Raw genomic sequence first — 26100 nt, forward strand, 5'->3', positions numbered from 1 at the left:
TAAAAATAACGAAAAATCATTACCTTTAATTGGTTTAATTTAAACAATAGAGGAAAATTTGTGTTATTCACCTCACCTAATTCGATGAGGGATAGTATTGAGGTAAAAGCTATAGTTTAAGAATATCTTTCACGAAGGGAATAGTGAGTTTACGTTGAGCTACAATAGAAGCGTGATCAAGTTCATCAAGCATTTCAAAGAGTGTCCGCATTTTTCTATCAAGACGTTTTAACACAAAGCGACCTACATCTTCAGGTAATTCGAAACCACGAAGCTTTGCCCTTAATTGTAATGCTTGAATTTTTTCTTCATCACTTAATGGCTGCAAACGGTAAATTTGCCCCCAATCAAGACGAGATGCTAAATCAGGAAGTTGTAATTCAATTTGGCGAGGTGGTCTATCCCCGGTAATTAATAAACAAGTTCGACCATGCTCTAAAACTCGATTATAAAGATTAAATAAGGCGAGTTCCCACTCTTCATCACCTGCAATACATTGGACATTATCAATACAAACTAATGATAAATGCTCCATGCCCTCAAGGACATCGGGAACAAAATAGGCTCGTTTATCAAGCGGAACATACCCAACAGCATCACCATTTAATGAAAGTTCAGCACATGCAGCATGTAATAGATGGCTCTTTCCACCTCCGTCACGGGACCAGAAATAGATATAACTGCCATGAGATTGATGAATGGCGGTTCGAATTGCCGCGACTAATGACGCGTTTTCCCCTGCATAAAAGCTATCGAATGTCTCGTCATCGGGCAGAGATAGTGGTAATGATAGCTGTGACGGCGTATTCAGAAGCACCTCACCTGAATAGTTTAATAAACGTGGTGATTCTAACACAAATTCTCACAAGGTCAGAACCAATATTAAAAAAGCACATGACACTGATTAAGATAACAGCAAGATTTTCGTGATAGCCTATTTTATGAACACTCATGCTTCAAGTTTCCCTAACATTGACCTTGTTTATTTACAGGAGTTGCCAAGCTATACTTCAAATTATTTAGCGTAAAACCCAAAAAGTATTCTTTGTCTAATTAATGTTTTTATTATCTGAATTTTAATTTCGCGACATCATTACCTGAAGGCTGCTGATAAATATCAAGCTTAAAATATTTAGCTGATGCATTTATATACTCAAAAATCTCAGATTGCGTTTCTTCATATTCTACCCATGTTGTCGCTCTGGTAAAACAGTATAACTCTACGGGTAATCCCATGGGTGTTGGTGGCATTGTTCTTATCACTAAATACATATCAGGCCTAACATCACCACGCATTTTTATCCAATTTAACATGTACTTTCTAAATAACTGTAAATTGGTCACCCCTTTTGTTTCTAGCCATGCATTAATATCACCAATTTCTTCTTCTTTGCCTTCAAGCATTGTTTCTATGCTCTTACGAAGATGTGCAGTATTTTTTAATTCAAGGACTAATTCTTCCGTTGCAAATGAAATCGAAGATTGGTCAATATAAAAGCTACGTTTAATCCGACGCCCTCCAGATGAAAACATCGGTTGCCAGTTAGTATATTTTTCTGTCAAAAAATCCTTTGTCGGAATACGTGAAATCGTGTTATCCCAATTACGGACTGTGATAGTGTGTAATGCGATATCAATCACCTCACCACTGATATTACTACTTGGCAGTTCTATCCAATCATAAAGCTTTAAAACTTTACCGTTAGAAATAAGAATGTTGGCAACAAATGAGATAAGAGTATGTTGAAAAACAAACATTAATACCGCAGCAATAGCACCAAAACTTGAGATAATAATAAGTGGTGATTGTTCAGTAAAAAGTGCAATGATCAGGATAAAAGAAATTATCCAAACGACGATTTTGGCAATTTCAATATAACCTTTAATGGAATTATTCCGATGCCACGCCTTTTTGGCATGTCTAATGTTAAAAATATCGAGAGCATTATTAAGCAATGAGGCAATATTGATAATAATAAAAGCACGAGCAACCGTCTCAAAGATAACATTCATCTCATGTGAAAAAGATGGTAATAACTGATTAATATAAAGAACTAATGTTACTGCAACTATAGAAGCACTCTTTTTAGCAATGTCTTCTATCGTTTCTTCATCTGAAAGTTCAGTAAATAAAAAAAGCAATCGCTTTGCAATCCGACGGAAAATCATCTTGGCGAGAAACCATACCACCAGCAACACAACAACTAAGAATATTGTGGTAAATATCTGCTTTGATGTTATGAAATCATAAACTTCAATGAGTTTTTCCATAAATTGCGTTATACCTTTTTTGAGTCTTTTCCAACCTTAAAACGAATGCCACTTAAATAGTAACTAAATGCCTATTTCGCATAAGAACAGACATCCATTGTCTCATTTATTTAATTTAAATAAACATCATGATTGAATTATTGATGCTTTTCTAAGTTTTAAACACTTAAAAAGTTAAATATCTCAGTTTTTAATTTTAACATAAAAACAAGATGCAATAAAAAAGACGGATATAATCCGCCTTTTTCGTTAACTTCAACATATCACTTATTTTTTATTTGCTGTACCACTGACTGATTCAATCGTGTTATCTACAAATTCTGATTCAGGTCGAACCACACTGACTAATTTAAAGATTAAGCTTAAAACAATACCCACTACTGTTGCTAAAGCCATACCTTTTAATTCAGCCGCACCAATGTGAATTGAAGCACCACTCACACCAACAATCAGAATAATGGCAGTTAATATCAAGTTTTGCGGTTTGTTGTAATCCACTTTTGAATCTAACAAAACACGAATACCTGATGCACCAATGACACCATAAAGTAATAAAGATACTCCACCCATCACTGGAACAGGAACAGCAGCAATAGCGGCGGCTAATTTACCCACACAGGATAATAAGATTGCAAATATTGCTGCGCCACCAATAACCCACGAGCTATAGACTTTGGTAATTGCCATAACACCAATATTTTCACCATATGTGGTATTTGGCGTTGAACCAAAAAAACCAGAAATAATGGTGGAGAAACCGTTTGCGAACATTGAACGATGTAAGCCCGGATTTTTCATTAAATCGCGTTGCACAATATTTGCTGTCACAACAAGGTGACCAACGTGTTCAGCAATAACCACTAATGCCGCAGGAAGAATAATAAAGATAGCACTCCATTCAAAACGTGGTGAATAGAATGTTGGTAGTGCAAACCAATTAGCTTCTTTAATAGGCGTTACATCAACAACCCCTAAGAAGAAAGAAAGTGCATAACCCGCTAATACCCCTATAAGAATAGGAATAATTGCAAGGAATCCTCTAAACATCACTGAACCTAAAATAGTGACACCTAAAGTAACCATAGAGATAAGCAATGTTTGATTATCAACTGGTGCATCTGCACTTGGTAATAAACCCGCCATTCCTGCTGCGGTTCCTGCTAACTCTAAACCAATAACGGCAACGATTGCGCCCATTGCCGCAGGTGGGAACATCACATTAATCCAGCCTCGCCCTGCTATTTTTACAATACCTGCCACAAGACAAAATAACACGCCACAGACGATGAATCCCCCTAGTGCTAATTCATACCCTAATGGTAACAGCAAAAGTACAGGTGAGATAAACGCAAAACTTGAACCTAAATATGCAGGAATGCGTCCTTTACAAATAAAGAGATAAAGCAGGGTTCCGATCCCGTTAAATAGCAATATTGTTGCCGGATTAACTTTAAATAATATTGGCACAAGTACGGTAGCGCCAAACATTGCAAACAGATGCTGAAGGCTCAACGGAATTGTTTGTAATAATGGTGGGCGCTCTTCTACCCCGATTGCACGACGAGTCATGCTTACGACCTCTCTTTAATATGAATGTGAAATTGGTTTGTATTTTTAACTTCATACTCGTCTTACTTTAAGTCGCCATGTTGCTGACTAGACCCACTCGCCCTAGCCATCTAACTGCACCTTAAAATATTTAGAGTATAGAACAAATAAGTGGTCCAAAAAAAAGCCGACTATCAAAGTCGGCTTAATTATTATTTTGTACCAAATATCTTATCACCAGCATCGCCAAGACCTGGAACGATGTACCCATGCTCATTAAGATGGCTATCAACCGATGCAGTGTATAACTCCACATCTGGATGAGCTTCTTCTAATGCCTTAATACCTTCTGGAGCAGCAACCAGTACTAATACTTTAATTGAAGTACAGCCCGCATTTTTTAATAAATCAATTGTGGCAATCATAGAGCCGCCTGTTGCTAACATAGGGTCAACAACAAGAGCCATACGCTCTTCAATATTGGATGCTAATTTCTGGAAGTAAGGGACGGGTTTTAAGGTTTCTTCATCGCGGTAAACGCCAACAACACTGATTCGGGCACTAGGAATATTTTCTAATACTCCATCCATCATCCCGATACCTGCACGGAGGATAGGAACTACTGTGATTTTTTTTCCTTTAATCTGTTCTATCTCTACCGGACCACACCAACCTTCAATTGTTACCGTCTCTGTTGCTAAATCGGCGGTAGCTTCATACGTCAGTAGACTGGAAACTTCTGAAGCCAGTTCACGAAAGCGCTTAGTGCTTATATCATGATCTCGCATCAGCCCCAATTTATGTTGAATGAGTGGGTGTTTTACCTCAACGATCTTCATAATTTCTCCTAATGTACGACGCAGCCTGACAAAAAAATCGCGAGATTATACCGCTTTTTTGCCAACATTCCATCGTTTTTCTATTGATATTGATCAAGCGCACAGCTTTTAACCACGCCAACATGAATAATTGTGACCCAGAAAGAAGATCCTCGCAAACGTTTGCTTTGCCTGTTAGAATAGCGCCCGCACACATTTTTTCTTAACAGCAACTTGCCGTGAGGGCTCTACGTGACTAACAAATCCTCTCTCAGCTATAAAGATGCCGGTGTCGATATTGATGCAGGTAATGCTTTAGTCGATCGTATCAAAGGTGTAGTAAAAGAAACTCGCCGTCCTGAAGTTATGGGGGGGTTAGGTGGTTTTGGTGCACTATGTGCAATTCCATCTAAATACCGCGAACCTATTTTAGTTTCAGGCACCGATGGTGTAGGTACAAAACTCCGCCTTGCGATGGATTTAAATCGCCATGATGACATCGGTATTGATTTAGTCGCAATGTGTGTCAACGATTTAATTGTTCAAGGCGCCGAACCCCTTTTCTTCCTTGACTACTATGCCACAGGAAAATTAGATGTCGATACCGCAGCACGAGTTGTAACAGGTATCGCTGAAGGTTGTAAACAATCAGGCTGTGCGTTAGTGGGTGGCGAAACAGCAGAAATGCCCGGTATGTATCATGGCAATGATTATGATATCGCAGGCTTTTGTGTTGGCGTGGTTGAAAAGTCAGAGATTATTGATGGCAGTAAAGTTAAAGCCGGTGATGCATTAATTGCTTTAGCATCCAGTGGCCCTCATTCTAATGGCTATTCATTAGTCAGAAAAATTCTTGAAGTCAGTAATACACAAGCAGATAGCACATCATTAGGTGACAAATCACTTGCTGATCACCTATTAGCGCCTACACGTATTTACGTGAAATCACTGCTGTCATTAATTGAGAATGTTGATATTCATGCAGTTGCACATATTACAGGTGGCGGTTTTTGGGAAAATATTCCTCGCGTACTACCTGAAAATACGCAAGCTCGCATCGAAAGTCACAGTTGGGAATGGCCGATTGTCTTCAAGTGGTTACAAGAAGCAGGACAAGTTAGCACACATGAAATGTACCGCACCTTTAACTGTGGTGTCGGACTATTAATTGCAGTTAACCCAAATGATGTTGAAAAAACATTAGCACACCTTGCAAAATGTGGTGAAAATGCATGGCTCATCGGTGAAATTGCACCACAAGCCGCAGGTGAAGCACAAGTTATTATTAACTAATGAAAACATGTGAATGAAAAATATCGTTGTCCTTATTTCAGGAAACGGCAGCAACCTACAGGCGATTATTGACGCCTGTAGGGCACATAAAATCACAGGTAATGTGGTTGCTGTCTTCAGCAATAAAGCGGATGCTTTTGGCCTTGAACGAGCAAAAAAGGCTGAGATCCCAGCCTATTTTGTTGATCCAACCGAATTTAATGATAGAGCTGATTACGATAAAGCGCTAATAGAAAAAATTGATGCTTATCAGCCTGATATTGTAGTTTTAGCAGGTTTCATGCGCATTCTATCATCTTATTTTGTCACTCATTATCAGCATAAATTATTAAATATTCATCCTTCTTTGCTTCCTAAATATCCAGGGCTGCATACTCATCGCCAAGTTTTAGCAAATAAAGACTCTTTTCATGGTGTTACCGTCCATTTTGTTACAGAAGAACTTGACGGTGGCCCAATGATTATTCAGGCACGTATTCCTGTTTTGCCGGATGACACTGAACAATCATTACAAGCTAAAATACAAATAGAAGAGTATCGAATCTACCCATTAGCGATCAGCTGGTTAGCTGAAGACCGATTGACTATGAAGAATAATCAAGCTTTCCTTGATGATATCGCGTTGTTCGACAGCCTTGATTAACTATTTCGCTTAAGCTAAAAAGTCACATTGTGCTACACTGTAGCCCGCGTGACTTTTTTTGTGTCACCCTTTTCTCTTTTTTATTCAATGCATTCACCGAGGTGCTTATGTCCGGTGGTAGGAAAGTTCCACCTATAAAATTACGTCCTCTCGAACGAGAAGATCTCTCTTTTGTCCATCAACTTGATAACAATGCCAGCGTTATGCGCTATTGGTTTGAAGAGCCTTATGAGGCTTTTATTGAGTTAAGTGACTTATATGAAAAACATATTCACGACCAAAGTGAACGCCGCTTTATTGCTGAAAGTGAAGGCACTAAAGTGGGACTTGTCGAGTTGGTTGAAATTGATTATGTTCATCGTCGTGCCGAATTCCAAATTATCATTGCACCTGCACATCAGGGTCATGGCTATGCCGCAAGAGCTGCAAAATTGGCGATGGATTATGCTTTTTCTGTACTTAATTTATACAAACTCTATTTAATCGTTGATAAAGAGAATGCTAAAGCGATTCATATTTATGAAAAGCTTGGCTTTAAAAAAGAAGGTGATTTAATAGATGAGTTTTTTGTTAACGGTGCCTATCGTTCTGCAATTAGAATGTGTACATTCCAAGCACCTTATTTTGAGCAAAAAGCCAAAGAAGCAAAACCCGAAAATTTTGTCAAACCGGGTGCGACTATTAAGCAACATGTCTGATTTATTCAGATATTAAGATTTAACTTTAACCCTAGTTGGAGTTCAGATGTCCCAGGAACGACTCTATATTGATAAAGAGATCAGTTGGCTTGCGTTTAATGAACGTGTATTACAAGAGGCGGCTGACAAACGAAACCCGTTAATTGAAAGAGTCAGGTTTCTGGGGATCTATTCAAATAATCTTGATGAGTTCTATAAAGTCCGTTTTGCTGATGTTAAACGCCGTATCTTAATTAATGAAGAGCGAGGCTCTCGCTCTGCTTCAAGTCATGCTCGCCATCTTATCAAAAAAATTCAGTCAAAAGTGGCTAAAGCTGACCAAGAGTTTGATGCTTTATATAACGATTTATTGCTTGAGATGGCACGAAATCAAATCTTCTTAATCAATGAACGTCAAATCTCACCTAATCAACAAATCTGGTTACGCCAATATTTTCGCCAAAACTTAAGAAAACACATTACGCCCATTTTAATTAATCCTGAAACCAATTTGGTTGAGTTTCTTAAAGACGACTATACCTATTTGGCCGTTGAAATTGCACAAGGGCAAACTATTCATTACGCCTTATTAGAAATTCCATCAGATAAAGTTCCTCGCTTTGTTATTCTGCCAACGGATCAAGGACGAAGTAAGAAAAAATCCATGATTTTATTGGATAATATTTTACGTTACTGCCTTGATGAAGTTTTTAAAGGTTTTTTTGATTATGACTCATTGAATGCTTATTCTATGAAAATGACGCGAGATGCGGAGTACGATCTTGCGACAGAAATGGAATCAAGTTTACTTGAAATGATGTCCTCAACCTTAAAACAACGTCTTACCGCAGAGCCTGTGCGTTTTGTTTACCAACGTGATATGCCAGATGAAATGGTAGCATTACTACGCAGTAAATTAGGTTTATCAAATAACGACTCCGTTATTGCAGGGGGACGTTATCATAACTTTAAAGACTTTATTAACTTTCCAAATGAAGGTAGTAAATTTCTATTAAATAAACCTATTCCACGTTTACGCCATATTTGGTTTGATAATTTCCGTAATGGTTTTGACGCCATTAGGGAACGTGATGTCTTGCTTTATTATCCTTATCATACTTTTGAGCATGTGCTGGAATTGTTGCGCCAAGCCTCTTTTGACCCAAGCGTTATTTCAATCAAAATCAATATTTACCGTGTTGCAAAAGACTCTCGAATTATAGATTCCATGATCCATGCAGCACACAACGGTAAACGAGTCACTGTGGTTGTAGAGTTACAAGCTCGTTTTGATGAAGCGGCCAATATTCATTGGGCAAAACGCCTAACAGAAGCGGGTGTTCACGTTATATTCTCAGCTCCAGGTTTAAAAATTCATGCGAAATTATTTATTATTTCTCGCTTAGAAGATGGTGAAATTATTCGCTATGCCCATATTGGTACTGGGAATTTTAACGAAAAAACAGCGCGCCTTTATACTGACTATTCGCTCTTAACTGCGAATACTGAAATTACCAATGAAGTACGTCGCGTTTTTAGTTTTATAGAAAACCCTTATCGCCCTGTGATTTTTGAGCATTTGATGGTTTCACCTCAAAATTCACGAACTCTTTTAAACCAACTAATTACTAATGAAATTCACAGTGCTCAAGCAGGGCATCCCGCTGGGATTACATTAAAAGTGAATAATTTAGTCGATGAAGAGTTGGTTAATCGTCTTTATGACGCATCAGAAGCGGGAGTCAAAGTCCGGCTTTTAGTGCGAGGCATGTGCTCTTTAGTTCCTAATCAGCCAGGATTTAGTGAGAATATTCAAGTTACCAGTATCGTTGATCGTTTTTTAGAACATGATCGCGTTTATGTTTTTACTAATAAAGGTGATGAAAAAATCTTCTTATCTTCTGCCGATTGGATGACGCGAAATCTTGACTATCGTATTGAAGTTGCAGTGGCTTTGCTTGATCCTCAACTGAAACAACGTGTTCTTGATATATTAGATATTCAATTTAATGACACCGTTAAAGCGCGTTTTATTGATAAAGATTTAACAAATAACTATGTTCCTCGTGGAAATAAACGTAAAATTCGTTCCCAGCTTGCTGTCTATGAGTACATTAAATTGTTAGAACAACCCGGATCACGAGCGTAATTTTATGCCTTTATCACAAGATGACTCTTCACCACGTCCTTTAGAAATTGCAGCTATTGACCTCGGTTCTAATAGTTTTCATATGATAATTGCGCGCGTTGTTAATGGCGCATTGCAAGTGTTAAGTCGCTTAAAACAGCGTGTTTATCTCGCTGATGGCCTTGACGATAATAATGAATTAAGCGAAGAGTCTATGTTACGTGGGCTTTCCGCCCTTTCTCTTTTTGCTGAAAGGTTACAGGGCTTCCCTGCCGAAAATGTTACTGTCGTTGGCACACATACATTGCGTGTTGCGACTAACGCTAAAGTCTTTCTCCAACGGGCAAAAGAAGTTATCCCTTACCCTATCGAAATTATTTCTGGACATGAAGAAGCACGACTTATCTTTATGGGCGTTGAACATACACAATCAGAAAAAGGTCGAAAACTCGTTATTGATATTGGTGGTGGCTCAACAGAATTGGTTATTGGTGAAAACTTTGAGCCGATCTTAATTGAAAGCCAGCGCATGGGTTGTGTCAGTTTTAGTCGTCAATTTTTTCCTGAGCAAAAAATTAGTGAATCTGCTTTTCGTAAAGCACGAGAAAAAGCAGCACGTAAAATGGAAAAAATTGCATGGCAATATAAAATGACGGGATGGGATGTTGCTTTAGGCGCATCGGGCACCATTAAAGCGGCTCATGAGATCTTAGTTGAGTTTGGCGAAAAAGACGGTGTTATCACCCCCGAACGTCTACTTATGTTAACAAAACAAGTGTTGCGCTTTAAGAAATTTAAAGACATCTCATTACCGGGGTTATCCGATGAGCGTAAGCATGTTTTTGTACCAGGCTTGGCTATTTTATGCGGTATTTTTGATTCTTTAGGATTAAAAGCACTACACCTATCTGATGGTGCTCTACGTGAAGGTGTGCTTTATGAAATGGAAGGCAGATTTCGCCATCAAGATATTCGCCAACGTACAGCAAAAAGCCTTGCCGAGCACTATAATATTGATAGAGAGCAAGCAAAACGTGTACTTGAAACCATGCAGTCCCTTTACGAACAATGGGCGCAACAAAATCCTAAACTCGTTCGCCCTGATCTAGAAGCCATTTTAGTTTGGGCTGTCATGTTACATGAGGTCGGATTAAGCATTAATTTAAGTGGATTGCACCGCCATTCTGCTTATATCCTTTCAAATACAGATTTGCCAGGTTTTAACCAAGAACAACAGCTATTATTAACAACCTTAGTTCGCTATCACAGAAAAGGGATTAAGCTAGATGAATTGCCTAAATTTAATCTTTATAAAAAGAAACAATATTTCCCACTCGTACAAATACTTAGATTAGCAACTTTACTTAATAATCAGCGACAATCGACGACAAAACCAGCATCTTTGCGTTTAGCTACTGATGAAAATCATTGGACTCTTTATTTTCCTAAAAAATATCTTTCCGATAACACATTGATGGAGTTGGATTTAGAAAAAGAACAAGAGCATTGGCAGTCAGTTCCGGGCTGGAAACTAGATATAAAAGAGGAATCTGCTTAACAATATGATATTATAAAGAAAAAGACGCTAGTCAATGCGTCTTTTGTTGCATCTATCATACAACAACTATCACATAACAACATAGGTTTGATTTGTGACCATAATATGAACATCACCAACGCAATATTGTTCAAGATTCATATTTTTTATACGGAGAAGACCGATAATCATCCTAAAATGGAATAATTAGTGTCAATGGTTATCTCCCTCGTAAGAATTAAAAAGGAATAACATGTCTCAAACAGCTATCAACAATGATACTGCGGCTGCCATCAATCCGTATTCACAAAAAGTGGCACTCCTGCGTCAGCAAATTTTGAGTATCTTTCTTGAAGATGATCAATTTGTTGAAACCGTTTTAGGGGAAGCAAGTGAAAATGATAGGCTGAGCCACCACGAACTTCATGAAAAAATCACCACTGTTCGAGAATTACTACAAGATCTACACGCGGCAGATATTGCAGATATTCTTGAAGCCCTTCCCTATGACGAGCGTCTCGCATTGTGGCATTTGGTTGATAATAATGAACGTGGTGCTGTTTTAGTCGAAGCGTCTGTCGCCGTTTGGGACAGCTTAATTAAAGATATGACCGACCGTGAATTATTACGATCGGTCGCCACATTACATGTGGATGAGCAAGCGTACATTGCAGAGCACTTACCACGCGATACAATGCGTCGCCTTCTTACCTATTTAGAACCAAGCCTGCGTAATAGGATAAGAGAAGTCCTGCAATATCCAAAAGACAGCGTTGGTCAAATGATGGACTTTGAGTTCGTCACTGTGCGAGGCAATGTCACGTTAAAAACTGTACAACGCTATTTACGCCAACGAGGCTCTATTCCTGAAGCAACGGATAAAATTTTCGTTATCGATAATAAAAATCATCTGTTGGGCGAACTTCCATTAACCACTGTTTTAACGCAATCTCCTGACAAACTTGTATCAGATGTAATGAAAACAGATACTGTGAGCTTTATGCCAGAAGAAAAAGGCGAAGATGCGGCGGGTGCGTTCGAACGTTATGACTTAATTTCAGCCGCTGTGGTTGATAGCAATGGTCTTCTTATGGGGCGATTAACTGTTGAAGATATCGTTGATAACATGCATGAAGAGAGCGATACCAATATTCGTCGTATGGGGGGGTTGAGCCCAGAAGAGGACGTTTTCGCTCCAGTTGGACAAGCCGTTAAAACACGTTGGACTTGGCTTGCTATCAACTTATGTACCGCTTTCGTTGCCTCTCGTGTTATCGGTGTCTTTGAAGATACTATCTCACAATTAGTTGCGCTTGCCACACTAATGCCTATTGTTGCAGGTATTGGAGGTAACACGGGTAATCAAACTATTACAATGATTGTACGTGCCTTAGCACTGCACCAAATTCAAACCGGAAGCTTCTCATTCTTAATTTTAAGAGAGCTTGGTGTCGCCCTTATTAACGGTATTGTTTGGGGAGGGATAATGGGAATTGTCACTTTCCTCCTCTATGGCGACCTTGCTATGGGTGCGGTAATGACAATGGCGATGGTATTAAACCTCTTAATGGCTGCCATGATGGGTGTACTGATCCCAATGACCATGATTAAATTAGGTAAAGATCCTGCAATTGGTTCAAGCGTTATGATAACCGCAATTACAGATACAGGTGGTTTCTTTATTTTCTTAGGTTTAGCCACTATCTTCCTAGTTTAAAATCACGCAATAATACGTTATTACACTAACGCCACTGTTAATAAAATACAGTGGCGTTTTTTTGTGTGACTAACAATAAATAATTAAACCGTTGTTGAAAGGTAATAGTAAACAAGTAGCAATACGATGATCAGCGATGTGATAAACGTTTTTTTAACAGAAGCACTCAGTGCATAATTATCAGTGTGTTTAGTGTTATTTAGTATGGTTTTTAACGCTAAACCACCACCTAATGCAACGATAGAAAGTGAGGCAAACAGAACAATTGCAGCTAAGAGAATAGCACTCATTGAGATAGAGACCATAAATCCTCCGACATATCAATTGACTTACTGTTGTAATTATAATCAAAAATAACTTTTTTGATGCTTATTTTTGTTTTTATTTTTTTATTTGAGAGACTGTTCTAAAAAATCACATTATGCATAAAAACACAAAAATATGATTATGATTATAAATTTAAATGGCATTAAATTTCACAAATTATTAATTATTTGAATTTCAAAACCAAGGAAGGCGAATTTAACATATAGTAGAATATGCTAATAATCTATTTCCTATCAGATCATATCTTTCACTATTAATACGAATAACTTTCTTAATTATCTAATAATAACTTTTTTTACAAAAAATAATAAATTAAATTCATAGCGCTTTTATTATTTAATTGTTTATTTAAAGCATAATAAATATATTCAATATCACCTCGTTTTTATTTAGAGATATTAAAATCCATCCCAAAAACAATAATACGTAATATTTTTACATTATATATAATAACTTCAATTTATTAATATAATATATTACAAAAACGAAACAATTAAGATATTAAACCCACAAGTTAGTGACTTTTAAGTCTATTTAATTGTTTTATTTTAACCTATTTACATCATTAAGAGCTTCCTGTTATAACTTAAACCATCATCACAACATTATTCTTTCTCACGTAAATAGCCTATAAATAACCATCTACTGTTATTTATTTCCACCCTGTTTTATTTGCTGATCCTAAAAGAATATATTTGTGACTTTATTAGTTATTAATTTTATCACGATGATTATTATAGGTTGTTATTATGACATCACAATCACACTCCACTCAGCCGTTGAGTCAACCTACGGCAAGACCATTAAATCGCAACGACTATAAAACGTTGGGTTTATCCTCACTAGGAGGAACTTTGGAGTTCTATGATTTCGTAATCTTCGTGTTCTTTACGAAAACATTGAGCCACTTGTTCTTTCCTGGTGATAACGCCTTTATTGCACAAATGCAGACATTGGGTATTTTTGCAGCCGGTTATCTTGCTCGTCCTTTGGGTGGCATCATTATGGCACACTACGGCGATATTATTGGCCGTAAACGTATGTTTACTTTAAGTATCTTTTTAATGGCCGTTCCAACATTAATTATTGGTTTATTACCTACTTATGCCAGCATTGGCGTCGCTGCTCCATTATTGCTGTTATTGATGCGTATCATGCAAGGTGCTGCTATTGGTGGTGAAATGCCAGGTGCTTGGGTCTTTATTGCAGAACATACACCAAAACAACGTTATGGTTTGGGTGTTGGGACATTAACGTCAGGTATTACGGGCGGTATTTTATTAGGATCGATCGTCGCAATTATCGTTCAGCGTAGTTATAGCGCTCAGGAAGTTAATGATTTTGCTTGGCGTATTCCCTTTATTTTAGGTGGGATATTTGGCTTAATTTCTGTTTACTTACGTCGTTTCTTGCAAGAAACTCCTATCTTTAAAGAGATGGCTGCAAAAAAAGCCTTAGCACAAGAAATGCCTGTAATTTCAGTCATTAAAAACCATAAACAAGCGTGTTTAATTACAGCTGTATTAACTTGGTCTTTATCAACAGCGATTGTTGTCACCATATTGATGACACCTAGTGTAATTGTTGAAGGGATTTACAAAATTGATAGAACTACCTCATTGGAAGCGAACTGTGTTGCAACATTAACCTTAACTTTAGGTTGTATCTTCTGGGGCTGGATTGGCGACAAATTAGGAACACGAGTTTCAATGACATTATCATGGGGTGGTTTGATTGTTACTGCATTCCATTTCTATGGCAGTTTAGATACAGCAATGTCGGGTATTCAGTTAGCATTTAATTATGGATTGATGGGCTTTTTTGTTGGTGCGATTGCCACAACACCAATTGTTAGTACAAGAGCATTTCCACCATCAATTCGTTTTTCAGGGTTGTCTTTTGCTTACAATATGGCTTATGCCGTGTTTGGTGGATTAACCCCAATGTTAACTGGTGCATGGTTAGAAAAGACAGCAATGGCGGGTGCCTATTATGTCGCTGGAGTCTCATTCTTAGCAATTGCTGTCGCATTCTTACCTTTAGCTTATAAAGGTTGGACTGCGGTAAAGCCAACTACTCGTGAAAAAGACGTTGCATTACAAATTGATAAAGTAGTTGGTTAAGTCTTTATCAATGTATAAATATGCTCTATTAATATCCCCTTACACAATACCGCCCTTAATATGGGCGGTATTTTTTTGTGCTACATTTTATGGTAACAAATACAAAAAAGGATGCCTTTTGGCATCCTCTATTTTCTTCAGCTTTCGTTTTTTAATGCTACAAATTATTGTGTCATTTTACTCAGCATTGGTGCAGTTAAAAGCATTAAGATTGCAATAACACCTGTCACAATACCGATTTGTAGGAAGACACTGCTATAGATTTCTAATGAGGCATGTGCGCTTTGAACATCTTCTGGTACCGCCATTAAACTTGCAACTTTACCTGCAATAATTGCAGCAGCTGCCGAAGTTAAGAACCAAGCACCCATGATAAAACCCATTAAACGCTGTGGTACAAGTTGAGCAACCATTGCAAGGCCAAGCCCAGAAATCATTAACTCACCAATACTTTGGAAACCATAGCTTGCTACTAACCACCATGAAGAGACAATACCTGCTTCATTTGCCATGCTTGCACCCAGTGGTAACACTAAGAATGCAGTCGCACTTAAGAACATCCCTACGGTGAACTTATATGGCATTGGTAGTTTATCACCCATAAAGTTATACACAGCCGCTAATAATGGGCTTGCTAACATGATCCAGAATGGATTAAGTGACTGGAATTGCTCTGGTTGAACACTGAAACCTAAAAGGGAATGTTCAACATTATGGATTGCGAAGAAGTTTAAAGACGTTGGCATTTGATCGTAAAGAACAAAGAAGACCACAGCTTCAACCATCAGTAAAAACGCCACAATCATCTTACGGCGAGCAGCCCCTTTCATCATAAAGGTTTCACGCGCAAAAATTAGGATGATACCTAATGAGATCACAGCTAAAGACCAACTTGCGACTTCATTATTATGCAATAACCATGTTGATAGTGCAGTTAATGCAACAATCCCCACCAGCGTTAATAATAATTTTGAATAGTTAAGCGGTTCAAAATCAGGTCTAGAACCTTTATCTTTGATCCAACCACGGCAAACCATAAAGTTTGCTAAGGTGATCAGCATACCTACAACACTTAAGGCAAATGCTACATCCCAACCATAATTAGCTGCTAACCATGGTGTTGCTAACATAGATAAGAACGAGCCTACGTTGATAGACATATAGTACATCGTAAATGCACCGTCTAATTGCGGATCGTTTTTCTCATAACAGGTTGCAAGTAATGAGGATGGATTTGCTTTAAATAAACCATTACCTACAGCAATGGTTGCAAGCCCCCAATAAATCACATCTTTATCGTGATCTGAGAAAGCCACCATTGCATAACCAATTGCCAGAACTATAGCACCGAGGATTATAACCCTTTTTGTACCAAGGACTTTATCACCCAGCCATCCACCGATAGCAACAAAACCATAAACCAATGCGGTAAATGCAGCAAAAACGGTGATTGCTTCTGCCTCACCCATGCCCAGCATTTTAACCAGATAAACGGCCATGATCCCTTGCAGACCGTAATAGCCAAAACGTTCCCATAATTCGATTGAGAAGATGAGATAAAATGCGCGAGGCTGTTTAAATGCATTCAGGCTCGGTTTTTGTCCATCGTCAGGTGTGTTTGCAGTTGACACTAAAAACCTCTAATTATTTTATTACGCCTTTATATTTAGGCTAATTTTTACAAAAATGATTATTTTAAGACAGAGTTAAAGCTCGGTGAATTTCATACTGGATTGTTATTCTTTGAAAAGAGTTCAAACACAGAGAAAAACAAGGTTGGCATTCTATCACTGGAAAGCATAATTATCTAAGAATTATAACTAACTATTGCGTTTTATCATAGTTACAGGCATTTGTACAAAATAGTTATGCGATTAAAAAAGCATCAAGCAAAATAACTTACTGATTATCAATAAATTATTTTCTACTTAATTATCCCTATATAAACAATTAAGCCACGCTGTTGTTTGTCTGTTTTTTAATAAATAATGGCTTATTGAATAACAACGATAAAATAATGCCAGTATCATTTCATTTTAACTGCTTAAAATAACGCCAATAAAACACATTCCTTGACTTAATTTCCATATTTCCTCCATTTTTAACTGTGTAGAAACAGGTAGAATGTCACTATTCCAAAATTTCATTTCAGTATTTCTGATTAGCTAGTTGCCAGTGGGATCACAAAAGTAATGAATAAAAATAAAAATGCTAAAAAAAGAATTTCTCTTATTATCGCTTTAATCATCGTAGCCGCAGGTGCTTACGCCTATTGGCAATTTAATGCAGCAAAAACAGCTACAGCTGAAAATAAAGGAACTCAAGCAACAAGCTCACAAAGTCGAAGCACAACTGGATCTCGTCGCCCTCCTATGCCGCCCGTTCAGGTCGCAACATCAATACAAGAAGATGTGCCTCAATTTTTATCGGCTTTAGGTACAGTGAAAGCAACTAATAGCGTCACGGTGACAAGTCGAGTTGAAGGTCAATTAATGGCTTTGCATTTCACGGAAGGGCAACACGTTCAACAAGGTGATTTATTAGCAGAAATTGACTCTCGTCCATTTGAAGTGCAATTAGCCCAAGCCAAAGGACAACTTGCAAAAGATCAAGCCACATTAGCTAACGCACGTCTTGATTTAGCACGTTATCAGAAGTTGGCAAAAACTAATTTAGTCTCACAACAAGAGTTGGATAATCAGCAAGCCTTAGTGAAACAGTCAGAAGCTAGTATCCGTATTGATGAGGCTACGATCAGTAATGCGCAACTGCAATTAACTTACAGCAAAATTACGGCGCCGATTTCAGGTCGTGTGGGATTAAAACAAGTTGATGTGGGTAACTATATTTCAGGTGGTTCATCAACGCCGATTGTGGTTATTAATCAAATGGACCCTGTTGATGTGCTTTTTACATTGCCAGAACAAGATTTAGCAAAAGTCATTCAAGCACGTAAAAACAATACTGATTTGCCTGTCACTGCATTAGACAGAAATAACCAATTTGAATTAGCTCAAGGAAAATTATTTAGTGTTGATAACCAAATTGATGCTACAACTGGCACTATTAAGTTAAAAGCGCGCTTCCCACAACAAGAGACAACATTATTTCCTAATCAATTCGTCAATGTCCGTCTTTATGTCACCACATTAGAAAAAGCAGTTGTTATTCCGAATGCTGCTTTGCAAATGGGTAATGAAGGTCACTTTGTTTGGATTGTGGATAACGAAAATAAAGTGAGCAAATTACGCGTAGAAGTTGCCTTACAAAATGCAGAAAAAGTTGTGATAGCGTCTGGTTTATCAGCAGATCAGCGTGTTGTAACGGATGGTGTGGATAGATTAACACAAGGTGCAAAAGTCGAAATCGTGACACCTTCTGTACCAAAGACTCAAGAAAATAACCGTGTAGTTGCGGAGAAAGCGTAATGACCGAAAAAACACACGGTACAGGTGGAGGACCATCTCGCCTATTTATTCTGCGCCCTGTTGCAACAACCCTTTTTATGGTCGCCATACTGTTAGCAGGGATTGTCGGCTATCGTATGTTGCCTGTGTCTGCCTTACCTGAAGTTGATTATCCAACTATTCAGGTTGTTACTCTCTATCCTGGAGCAAGCCCTGATGTAATGACATCAGCTGTCACTGCACCACTTGAACGCCAATTTGGGCAGATGTCTGGGTTAAAACAGATGTCATCACAAAGTTCTGGTGGTGCATCGGTGATCACACTGATGTTCCAATTAACCTTACCATTAGATGTTGCAGAGCAAGAGGTACAGGCTGCGATAAATGCAGCGACGAATCTACTCCCCTCCGATTTGCCTTACCCACCGATTTACAGCAAAGTAAACCCAGCTGATCCACCAATTTTAACTTTAGCGGTAACTAGCTCAACATTACCGATGACACAGTTGCAAGATATGGTTGAAACCCGTATTTCGCAAAAAATTTCACAAGTTAATGGTGTCGGTTTAGTCGCTTTAGCGGGTGGACAGCGCCCCGCTGTTAGAGTCAGACTCAATGCACAAGCTGCGGCGTCTTACGGTTTAGATAGCGAAAAAATTCGTGTAGCAATCAATAATGCGAACGTTAACTCAGCGAAAGGAAGCCTTGATGGCCCTACTCGCTCTGTAACCTTATCGGCTAATGACCAAATGAAATCATTAGAAGATTATCGCCAACTTATCGTTGCCTATAAAAATGATGCACCTATTCGTTTATCTGATATCGCAACTATCGAACAAGCGCCTGAAAATAATCAGTTAGGTGCATGGGCCAACAATGAACAGGCGATTATTATAAATGTTCAACGTCAACCCGGCGTTAACGTTATTGATACCACTGATAATATTCGTAATTTATTACCAGATTTAGTCTCTAATTTACCTAAATCAGTGAATGTTGAGATCTTAACTGATAGAACCACAACGATCCGCGCGTCAGTTAAAGATGTGCAATTTGAGCTTGGTTTAGCTATCGCCCTTGTGGTGATGGTAATTTATCTCTTTTTACGTAATGGTGTCGCAACCTTAATTCCAAGCATTGCCGTACCACTTTCATTAGTTGGTACATTCGCAGTGATGTATTTCTGCGGTTTTTCTGTCAATAATCTCACTTTAATGGCATTAACGATTGCCACAGGCTTTGTTGTCGATGACGCCATTGTTGTGATTGAAAATATCTCCCGCTACCTTGAGCGTGGTGATAAACCATTAGCTGCAGCGCTAAAAGGGGCTGGTGAGATTGGTTTTACCATTATTTCGCTTACTTTCTCTCTTATTGCTGTACTGATCCCTCTATTATTTATGGGGGATATTGTTGGTCGCTTATTTAGAGAGTTTGCAATCACCCTTGCAGTCGCCATTTTAATATCTGCGGTGGTTTCGCTAACATTAACGCCAATGATGTGTGCACGATTGCTAAAACCTGAAAATGAAATCAAACACAATCGTTTTGAAATAGCATGTGAACACTTTTTTGAAAAGATGATTGCCGTGTATGCCGTTTGGCTAAAACGTGTATTAAACCATCAATGGATAACGCTTGGTGTTGCACTCAGCACTTTGGTGTTAACTGTTTTGCTGTATATGTTTATTCCTAAAGGTTTTTTCCCATTACAAGATAATGGATTATTGCAGGGTACCATTGAAACCTCACAATCTATTTCTTATCAATCAATGGTTGAAAAACAGCAACAAGTGGTTGATAAACTGATTGATGATCCTGCAGTTGATAATATTGCCAGTTTTGTCGGCATTGATGGCAGTAATGCAACTCTCAATACGGGCCGATTACAAATCACATTAAAACCCCTTGATCAACGCGACTCGCGTATTGATACAATAATTCCTCGTCTACAAGAACGCATAGCCTCTATTTCAGGCATAACGCTCTATTTGCAACCCACTCAAGATCTAACAATTGATACGCAAGTATCTCGTACTCAATATCAATTTACGTTGCAAGCAACATCATTAGATGAATTGGCATATTGGGTACCAAAGCTTTCCCAATCATTAAAAAATAGTCCAGAACTAACCGACATTAGCAGTGATTGGCAAGACGGCGGTATGATGGCGTATATCAAAGTAGACAGAGATTCTGCAAGTCGCTTAGGTATTACAATGAGTGAGATTGATAACGCACTTTATAATGCTTTTGGTCAGCGTTTAATTTCAACTATCTACACTCAAGCAAATCAGTACCGCGTTGTATTGGAACAAGATATTCGCAGTGGTGATGGTTTACAGGCGCTCTCAGCCGTACATTTAACTGGCAAAGATGGTGCGATGGTACCTTTATTATCTATTGCATCCGTAGAACAACGCCTAGCGCCACTTTCTATTAATCACCAAGAGCAATTTCCTTCAGCAACATTTTCATTTAATGTCGCTGAACAATCGTCGCTTGAAGAAGCAGTAAAAGCAGTAAAATTGGCTGAAGTGCAAATTTCTATGCCAAGAGATATCACCACACAATTCCAAGGTGCGACGTTGGCATTTGAAAGTGCGCTTTCTAGCACTTTATGGCTGATTATCGCGGCTATTGTGGCAATGTATATCGTACTCGGTGTGTTATATGAGAGCTTCATTCACCCTATTACTATTTTATCTACGCTACCTACGGCAGGTGTCGGTGCATTACTTGCATTAATGGCCGCGGGTAATGAACTTGATATTATTGCGATTATTGGGATCATTTTGCTTATCGGGATCGTAAAGAAAAACGCGATCATGATGATAGACTTTGCTCTTGCCGCCGAACGAGAGCAAGGTTTAACCCCTTACGAGGCTATTTATCAAGCGTGTTTATTACGTTTTCGTCCAATATTAATGACAACAATGGCCGCACTTCTCGGGGCTTTACCTTTAATGCTAAGCACCGGTGTGGGTGCAGAATTACGTCAGCCATTAGGGGTTTGTATGGTTGGTGGCTTAATTATGAGCCAGATATTAACTCTGTTTACTACGCCAGTAATTTATCTACTATTTGATAAATTATCACTCTATGTAAACCGCAATAAACATATTGAGAATAATGACGGGGCTGTATCATGAAGTTCTTCGCCCTCTTTATTCAACGACCTGTAGCAACTACGTTACTCAGTTTGGCGATTTCGCTATGTGGTGCATTAGGATTTATGTTGCTCCCTGTTGCCCCATTGCCTCAAGTTGATTATCCGGTTATTAATATTTACGCCTCATTACCTGGGGCGTCGCCAGAAACTATGGCGTCATCTGTGGCAACACCGCTTGAACGCTCTTTAGGGCGAATTGCGGGTATTGATGAAATGACATCAAGCAGTTCGCTTGGCAGTACCAGCATTACACTGGTGTTCGATTTAAACAAAGATATCAATACAGCAGCGCGAGATGTACAGGCAGCGTTAAATGCCTCACAAAGCTTGTTGCCTTCAGGTATGCCAAGCCGTCCGCGTTATTATAAATCGAATCCTTCAGATGCTCCGATTATGATCTTAACGCTCACTTCTGATACCCAAAATACAGGGGAGCTTTACGATCTCGCCTCAACAAGGTTGGCACAAAAAATCTCGCAGATTGAAGGTGTCAGTGAAGTTTCGGTTGGTGGCGGTTCATTGCCAGCGATACGTGTCGCTCTCAATCCTGATGCGTTATTTAACCAAAATGTTAGCCTTGATGATGTTAGAAAAGCGATTAACCAAGCGAATGTGCGACGGCCTCAAGGCTTTGTCAATAATGATGAAAATCGTTGGCAAATTCAAACCAATGACGAGCTAAGCAAAGCGGCGGAATATCGTCCTGTGATCGTGCATTACAATCAAGATGCAGTTGTGCGTTTAGGCGATGTGGCGCAAGTCACTGATTCGGTACAAAACTCACGAGCCGCAGGGATGAGTGGCGGTGAACCGGCTATTTTGCTGGTTATTCGTCGTGAAGCAGGCGCTAATATTATTGAAACGGTTAACCGCATTCGTGATGAGCTTCCAGAATTACGTGAGCTTATTCCCGCAAGCGTTGACTTGAAAGTCGCACAAGATAGAACACCGACTATTCGCGCATCATTAGCGGAAGTTGAGCGCGCATTAACCATTGCTGTGGCGTTAGTGATTTTAGTTGTATTCTTATTTTTACGCTCCGGTCGCGCCACGCTGATCCCCGCAGTTGCTGTACCCGTTTCATTAATTGGTACTTTTTCAGCCATGTATCTTTGTGGCTTTAGTTTAAACAACCTTTCATTGATGGCATTAACCGTAGCGACAGGCTTTGTGGTTGATGATGCTATTGTGGTGCTGGAAAATATTTCTCGCCATATTGAGAATGGTTTAAAACCTAAAGATGCCGCCTTAAAAGGGGTTGGCGAAGTTGGTTTTACTGTCCTTTCGATGAGTATTTCTCTTGTTGCCGTTTTTATTCCATTACTGTTAATGGATGGTCTTGTTGGGCGATTATTTAAAGAATTTGCCATTACCTTAACAACCGCTATTGCTATCTCGCTATTTGTTTCTCTAACGCTAACACCCATGATGTGCGCGCATTTACTTAAAGGAATGAAACCTAAAGCGCAATCGCATTTACGCGGTTTTGGTAAGTTACTTTTCCGCGCTCAACAAGGTTACAGTGTCACATTACAAGCCGCATTGCGTCATCGACGCTGGGTTATGGCCATTTTTCTCGCCACATTAGGTTTAAATGCTTATTTATACATCAGCGCACCTAAGACGTTTTTCCCTGATCAAGATACGGGTCGTTTAATGGGATTTGTCCGTGCTGACCAAAGTATTTCATTCCAATCAATGAAAGAAAAAATGACCCGTTTTATGCAAGAAATAAATGCAGATAAAGACGTGGATAGCGTAACGGGTTTTACGGGAGGCGGTCGTATTAACAGTGGATTTATGTTTATTTCCCTCAATCCACTGTCAGAACGTACTGATAGTGCCAATCAAGTGATCAATCGTTTACGTGCCAAACTTGCTGATGAACCTGGCGCTAACCTCTTTTTAATGCCAGTGCAAGATGTTAGAGCGGGTGGGCGCCAAGCGAATGCCAGTTATCAATTTACATTATTAGCTGATGATTTAAGCGAGCTGCGTAAATGGGAGCCGATTGTCCGTAAAGCTTTGGGTGAACTACCTCAGCTTGTGGATGTTAACTCTGATAAAGAAGATAAAGGTGCTGAAATGGCACTGACTTACGATCGCGATACTATGTCACAATTAGGTATTAACGTCAGTGATGCCAATAATTTGCTGAACAATGCTTTTGGTCAACGTCAGATATCCACCATTTATGCACCATTAAATCAGTATAAAGTAGTCATGGAAGTCTCTGAGCAATACACACAAGATGTCTCTGCGTTAGATAAAATGTATGTGGTCAATAATCAAGGTGAGCGCATTCCATTATCCGCGTTTGCAAGTTGGTATCCAGCTAATGCGCCATTAAGTGTTAATCACCAAGGATTATCTGCATCTTCAACTATTGCTTTTAATATTCCTGAAGGCTATACATTGGCCGATGCAATTGATTCTATTGAACGCACAATGACCGAGTTGGGCGTGCCCAATACCGTAAGGGGCACCTTTGCAGGTACTGCACAGATCTTCCAAGAAACTATTAAGTCACAGCTTATTCTGATCTTAGCAGCTATTGTGACTGTGTACTTGGTATTAGGTGTACTGTATGAAAGCTATATTCATCCACTTACTATTTTATCCACCCTTCCTTCCGCGGGTGTCGGTGCGTTATTAGCGTTGCAGCTTTTTGATACACCTTTTAGCTTGATTGCGCTTATTGGCATTATGTTGCTGATTGGTATTGTGAAGAAAAACGCCATTATTATGGTGGATTTTGCGATCACCGCACAACGTGAGGGTAAATTGTCAGCCAAAGAAGCCATTATTCAGGCCAGCTTATTACGTTTTCGCCCAATTATTATGACAACCCTTGCCGCATTATTTGGCGCATTGCCATTAATGTTAGGAAGTGGAGATGGTGCAGAATTAAGACAACCTTTAGGGATAACAATCGTAGGCGGGTTATTAATGAGCCAACTCTTAACCCTTTATACAACCCCAGTTATTTATCTATTTTTTGATGGATTGCGTGAACGTTGGCAACAACGGCGTTTCAGCAAGAAAGAGGCTAAAGCATGAAACTGAGAAGCAAGCTGTTCTTGGTCATTTTCGCTACCTGTATGGTTGTGGTTCTTGCAATGCATATTGGTATTCGAGGTAGCTTTCAACAAGGGTTTATTGGCTATATCAAGAAAAACAGTGAACAGCGTGCAACTCTTTTAGCTGAAGCCTTAACAGATCAATATGCTTTAACTGGCGACTGGCGTTTTCTTAATAGAGATGATCGTTCTCTTTATCAAATATTACGCAGTATTGACCAAATAAGCCAAAGCAGTGAAGGCCCACCACCAAAAGGCTGGCGCACACAGTTTTGGATTGTTGATAAAAACATGAAGCGCTTATTTGGTCATGATAATCAGTTTCCTGAAGAAACATTCAAAAAACCAATTACTTCCCATGATGAAATTGTGGGTTGGGTGATTGTCAGTGCCGCAGATAAGATCAGTAGTGAAGCGGATATCAGTTTTGATAAACAACAACTGCGTACCAGTTGGATAATTGCAGGTTTAACGGTTCTTTTAGCTTTACTTATTACATTGATCCTTTCTCGCAATATGATACGCCCCGTTAAACGACTGGTCGAAGCCACACATAAGTTAGCCGCGGGTGATTTTGCTGTTCGCGTCACACCCAGTAGTAAAGATGAAATCAGCCAACTCGCCACAGATTTTAACCAACTCGCCAGCACACTAGAGAAAAATGAGCAAATTCGCCGTGATTATATGGCTGATATTTCACATGAGTTACGTACCCCCCTCGCTATTTTAAAAGGGGAATTAGAAGCGTTACAAGATGGCGTAAGAAAGCCCACGGCAGAGACATTAAACTCTCTGTTATTCGAAGTAACAAACCTGACAAAACTGGTGAATGATCTCCACCAACTTTCATTATCCGATAGAGGCTCACTCACTTATCGTAAAGATTTTATTGATATTAATGAGGTGATTTTATTAGCTGTTGCTTCTTATCGCCATACATATCACACCAAAGATATTGCCTTATACACTGAATTAGATGATGTCTCTCCATTAATTGTACAAGCCGATCCTGACCGACTTATTCAGCTTTTTCATAATCTATTAGAAAATAGTGTGCGCTATACCTATGCTGGTGGGCAATTACATATCAAGACAAAAAAAGAGAACAACTGCGTATTAATAGCCTTAGAAGATAGCGCACCTGGATTAGATAAATCACAGTATCAAGCCGTTTTCCAACGCTTTTATCGTACAGAAAGCTCACGAAATCGTGCCAGTGGAGGTTCTGGATTAGGTCTTGCGATTTGCGAAAATATCGTTGAAGCTCATAATGGTAAAATAAGTGCTATGCCTTCATCTTTAGGTGGCATGAAAATTCTTATAGAATTACCCGCATATTCTGATGATCTCTAAGCCTAT

17 protein-coding genes are annotated in these 26100 nt (G+C 38.9%); 11 read left to right on the forward strand and 6 right to left on the reverse strand.

What is annotated here, in order from left to right; translation table 11 throughout:
- Positions 1–109 precede the first annotated feature (109 nt).
- The 4 genes from hda to upp form a co-directional block, all read right to left on the reverse strand.
- The gene (hda, locus tag LW139_RS12370) at positions 110–817 is read right to left on the reverse strand and encodes a DnaA inactivator Hda (protein ID WP_166540599.1); all 708 of its coding nucleotides are present in this window, start codon (positions 815–817) and stop codon (positions 110–112) included.
- Positions 818–1065: 248 nt separating this feature from the next.
- On the reverse strand, positions 1066–2271 hold the full coding sequence (locus tag LW139_RS12375) for a mechanosensitive ion channel family protein (RefSeq protein ID WP_109407722.1): 1206 nt from the start codon (positions 2269–2271) through the stop codon (positions 1066–1068).
- A gap of 267 nt (positions 2272–2538) precedes the next feature.
- A complete protein-coding gene (gene uraA / locus LW139_RS12380) occupies positions 2539–3840 on the reverse strand; it encodes a uracil permease (protein WP_166540562.1) in 1302 nt (433 codons plus the stop codon).
- A gap of 191 nt (positions 3841–4031) precedes the next feature.
- A complete protein-coding gene (gene upp / locus LW139_RS12385; RefSeq protein WP_072068431.1) occupies positions 4032–4658 on the reverse strand; it encodes a uracil phosphoribosyltransferase in 627 nt (208 codons plus the stop codon).
- Positions 4659–4889: 231 nt separating this feature from the next.
- Here upp and purM point away from each other — a divergent pair, with 231 nt between their 5' ends.
- From purM to mgtE, 6 genes are all read left to right on the forward strand, one after another.
- Positions 4890–5930, forward strand: coding sequence for a phosphoribosylformylglycinamidine cyclo-ligase (gene purM, locus LW139_RS12390; RefSeq protein WP_109407724.1), 1041 nt, complete (start codon positions 4890–4892; stop codon positions 5928–5930).
- A 13-nt stretch (positions 5931–5943) separates the two neighbouring features.
- Complete coding sequence (gene purN, locus LW139_RS12395; RefSeq protein ID WP_166540563.1) at positions 5944–6573, forward strand: phosphoribosylglycinamide formyltransferase; 630 nt, start codon at positions 5944–5946, stop codon at positions 6571–6573.
- A 107-nt stretch (positions 6574–6680) separates the two neighbouring features.
- Positions 6681–7271 (forward strand): spermidine N1-acetyltransferase, encoded by a 591-nt coding sequence (gene speG / locus LW139_RS12400; protein WP_072068434.1) that lies wholly within the window; start codon positions 6681–6683, stop codon positions 7269–7271.
- A 46-nt stretch (positions 7272–7317) separates the two neighbouring features.
- Positions 7318–9399 (forward strand): polyphosphate kinase 1, encoded by a 2082-nt coding sequence (ppk1, locus tag LW139_RS12405; protein ID WP_109407726.1) that lies wholly within the window; start codon positions 7318–7320, stop codon positions 9397–9399.
- Between the two features lie 4 nt (positions 9400–9403).
- Positions 9404–10936: an exopolyphosphatase gene (gene ppx, locus LW139_RS12410; RefSeq protein ID WP_227335507.1), complete on the forward strand. Its 1533-nt coding sequence runs from the start codon at positions 9404–9406 to the stop codon at positions 10934–10936.
- A 232-nt stretch (positions 10937–11168) separates the two neighbouring features.
- A complete protein-coding gene (gene mgtE, locus LW139_RS12415) occupies positions 11169–12632 on the forward strand; it encodes a magnesium transporter (protein WP_109407727.1) in 1464 nt (487 codons plus the stop codon).
- 83 nt (positions 12633–12715) lie between these two features.
- On the opposite strand, the gene LW139_RS12420 is transcribed toward mgtE, so the two are convergent.
- Positions 12716–12937, reverse strand: coding sequence for a hypothetical protein (locus LW139_RS12420; protein WP_166540565.1), 222 nt, complete (start codon positions 12935–12937; stop codon positions 12716–12718).
- A gap of 771 nt (positions 12938–13708) precedes the next feature.
- Here LW139_RS12420 and LW139_RS12425 point away from each other — a divergent pair.
- The gene (locus tag LW139_RS12425; protein WP_247850018.1) at positions 13709–15082 is read left to right on the forward strand and encodes an MFS transporter; all 1374 of its coding nucleotides are present in this window, start codon (positions 13709–13711) and stop codon (positions 15080–15082) included.
- Between the two features lie 164 nt (positions 15083–15246).
- Here LW139_RS12425 and dtpA read toward each other — a convergent pair whose 3' ends face one another.
- Positions 15247–16713, reverse strand: coding sequence for a dipeptide/tripeptide permease DtpA (gene dtpA / locus LW139_RS12430; protein WP_166540566.1), 1467 nt, complete (start codon positions 16711–16713; stop codon positions 15247–15249).
- A 561-nt stretch (positions 16714–17274) separates the two neighbouring features.
- On the opposite strand from dtpA, the gene LW139_RS12435 reads away from it, so the two are divergent.
- From LW139_RS12435 to baeS, 4 genes are read left to right on the forward strand one after another with little or no spacing between them, the layout of a single operon-like run.
- Positions 17275–18510, forward strand: coding sequence for an MdtA/MuxA family multidrug efflux RND transporter periplasmic adaptor subunit (locus LW139_RS12435; protein WP_247850019.1), 1236 nt, complete (start codon positions 17275–17277; stop codon positions 18508–18510).
- A complete protein-coding gene (locus LW139_RS12440) occupies positions 18510–21641 on the forward strand; it encodes an MdtB/MuxB family multidrug efflux RND transporter permease subunit (protein WP_247850020.1) in 3132 nt (1043 codons plus the stop codon). The genes LW139_RS12435 and LW139_RS12440 overlap by 1 nt, the downstream gene beginning before the upstream one ends.
- The gene (mdtC, locus tag LW139_RS12445) at positions 21638–24721 is read left to right on the forward strand and encodes a multidrug efflux RND transporter permease subunit MdtC (RefSeq protein WP_247850021.1); all 3084 of its coding nucleotides are present in this window, start codon (positions 21638–21640) and stop codon (positions 24719–24721) included. Before LW139_RS12440 ends, mdtC begins: the two co-directional genes overlap by 4 nt.
- A complete protein-coding gene (baeS, locus tag LW139_RS12450) occupies positions 24718–26094 on the forward strand; it encodes a two-component system sensor histidine kinase BaeS (RefSeq protein WP_247850022.1) in 1377 nt (458 codons plus the stop codon). The genes mdtC and baeS overlap by 4 nt, the downstream gene beginning before the upstream one ends.
- Positions 26095–26100: the final 6 nt, after the last annotated feature.

Source organism: Proteus vulgaris (assembly GCF_023100685.1).
Lineage (GTDB): Bacteria > Pseudomonadota > Gammaproteobacteria > Enterobacterales > Enterobacteriaceae > Proteus.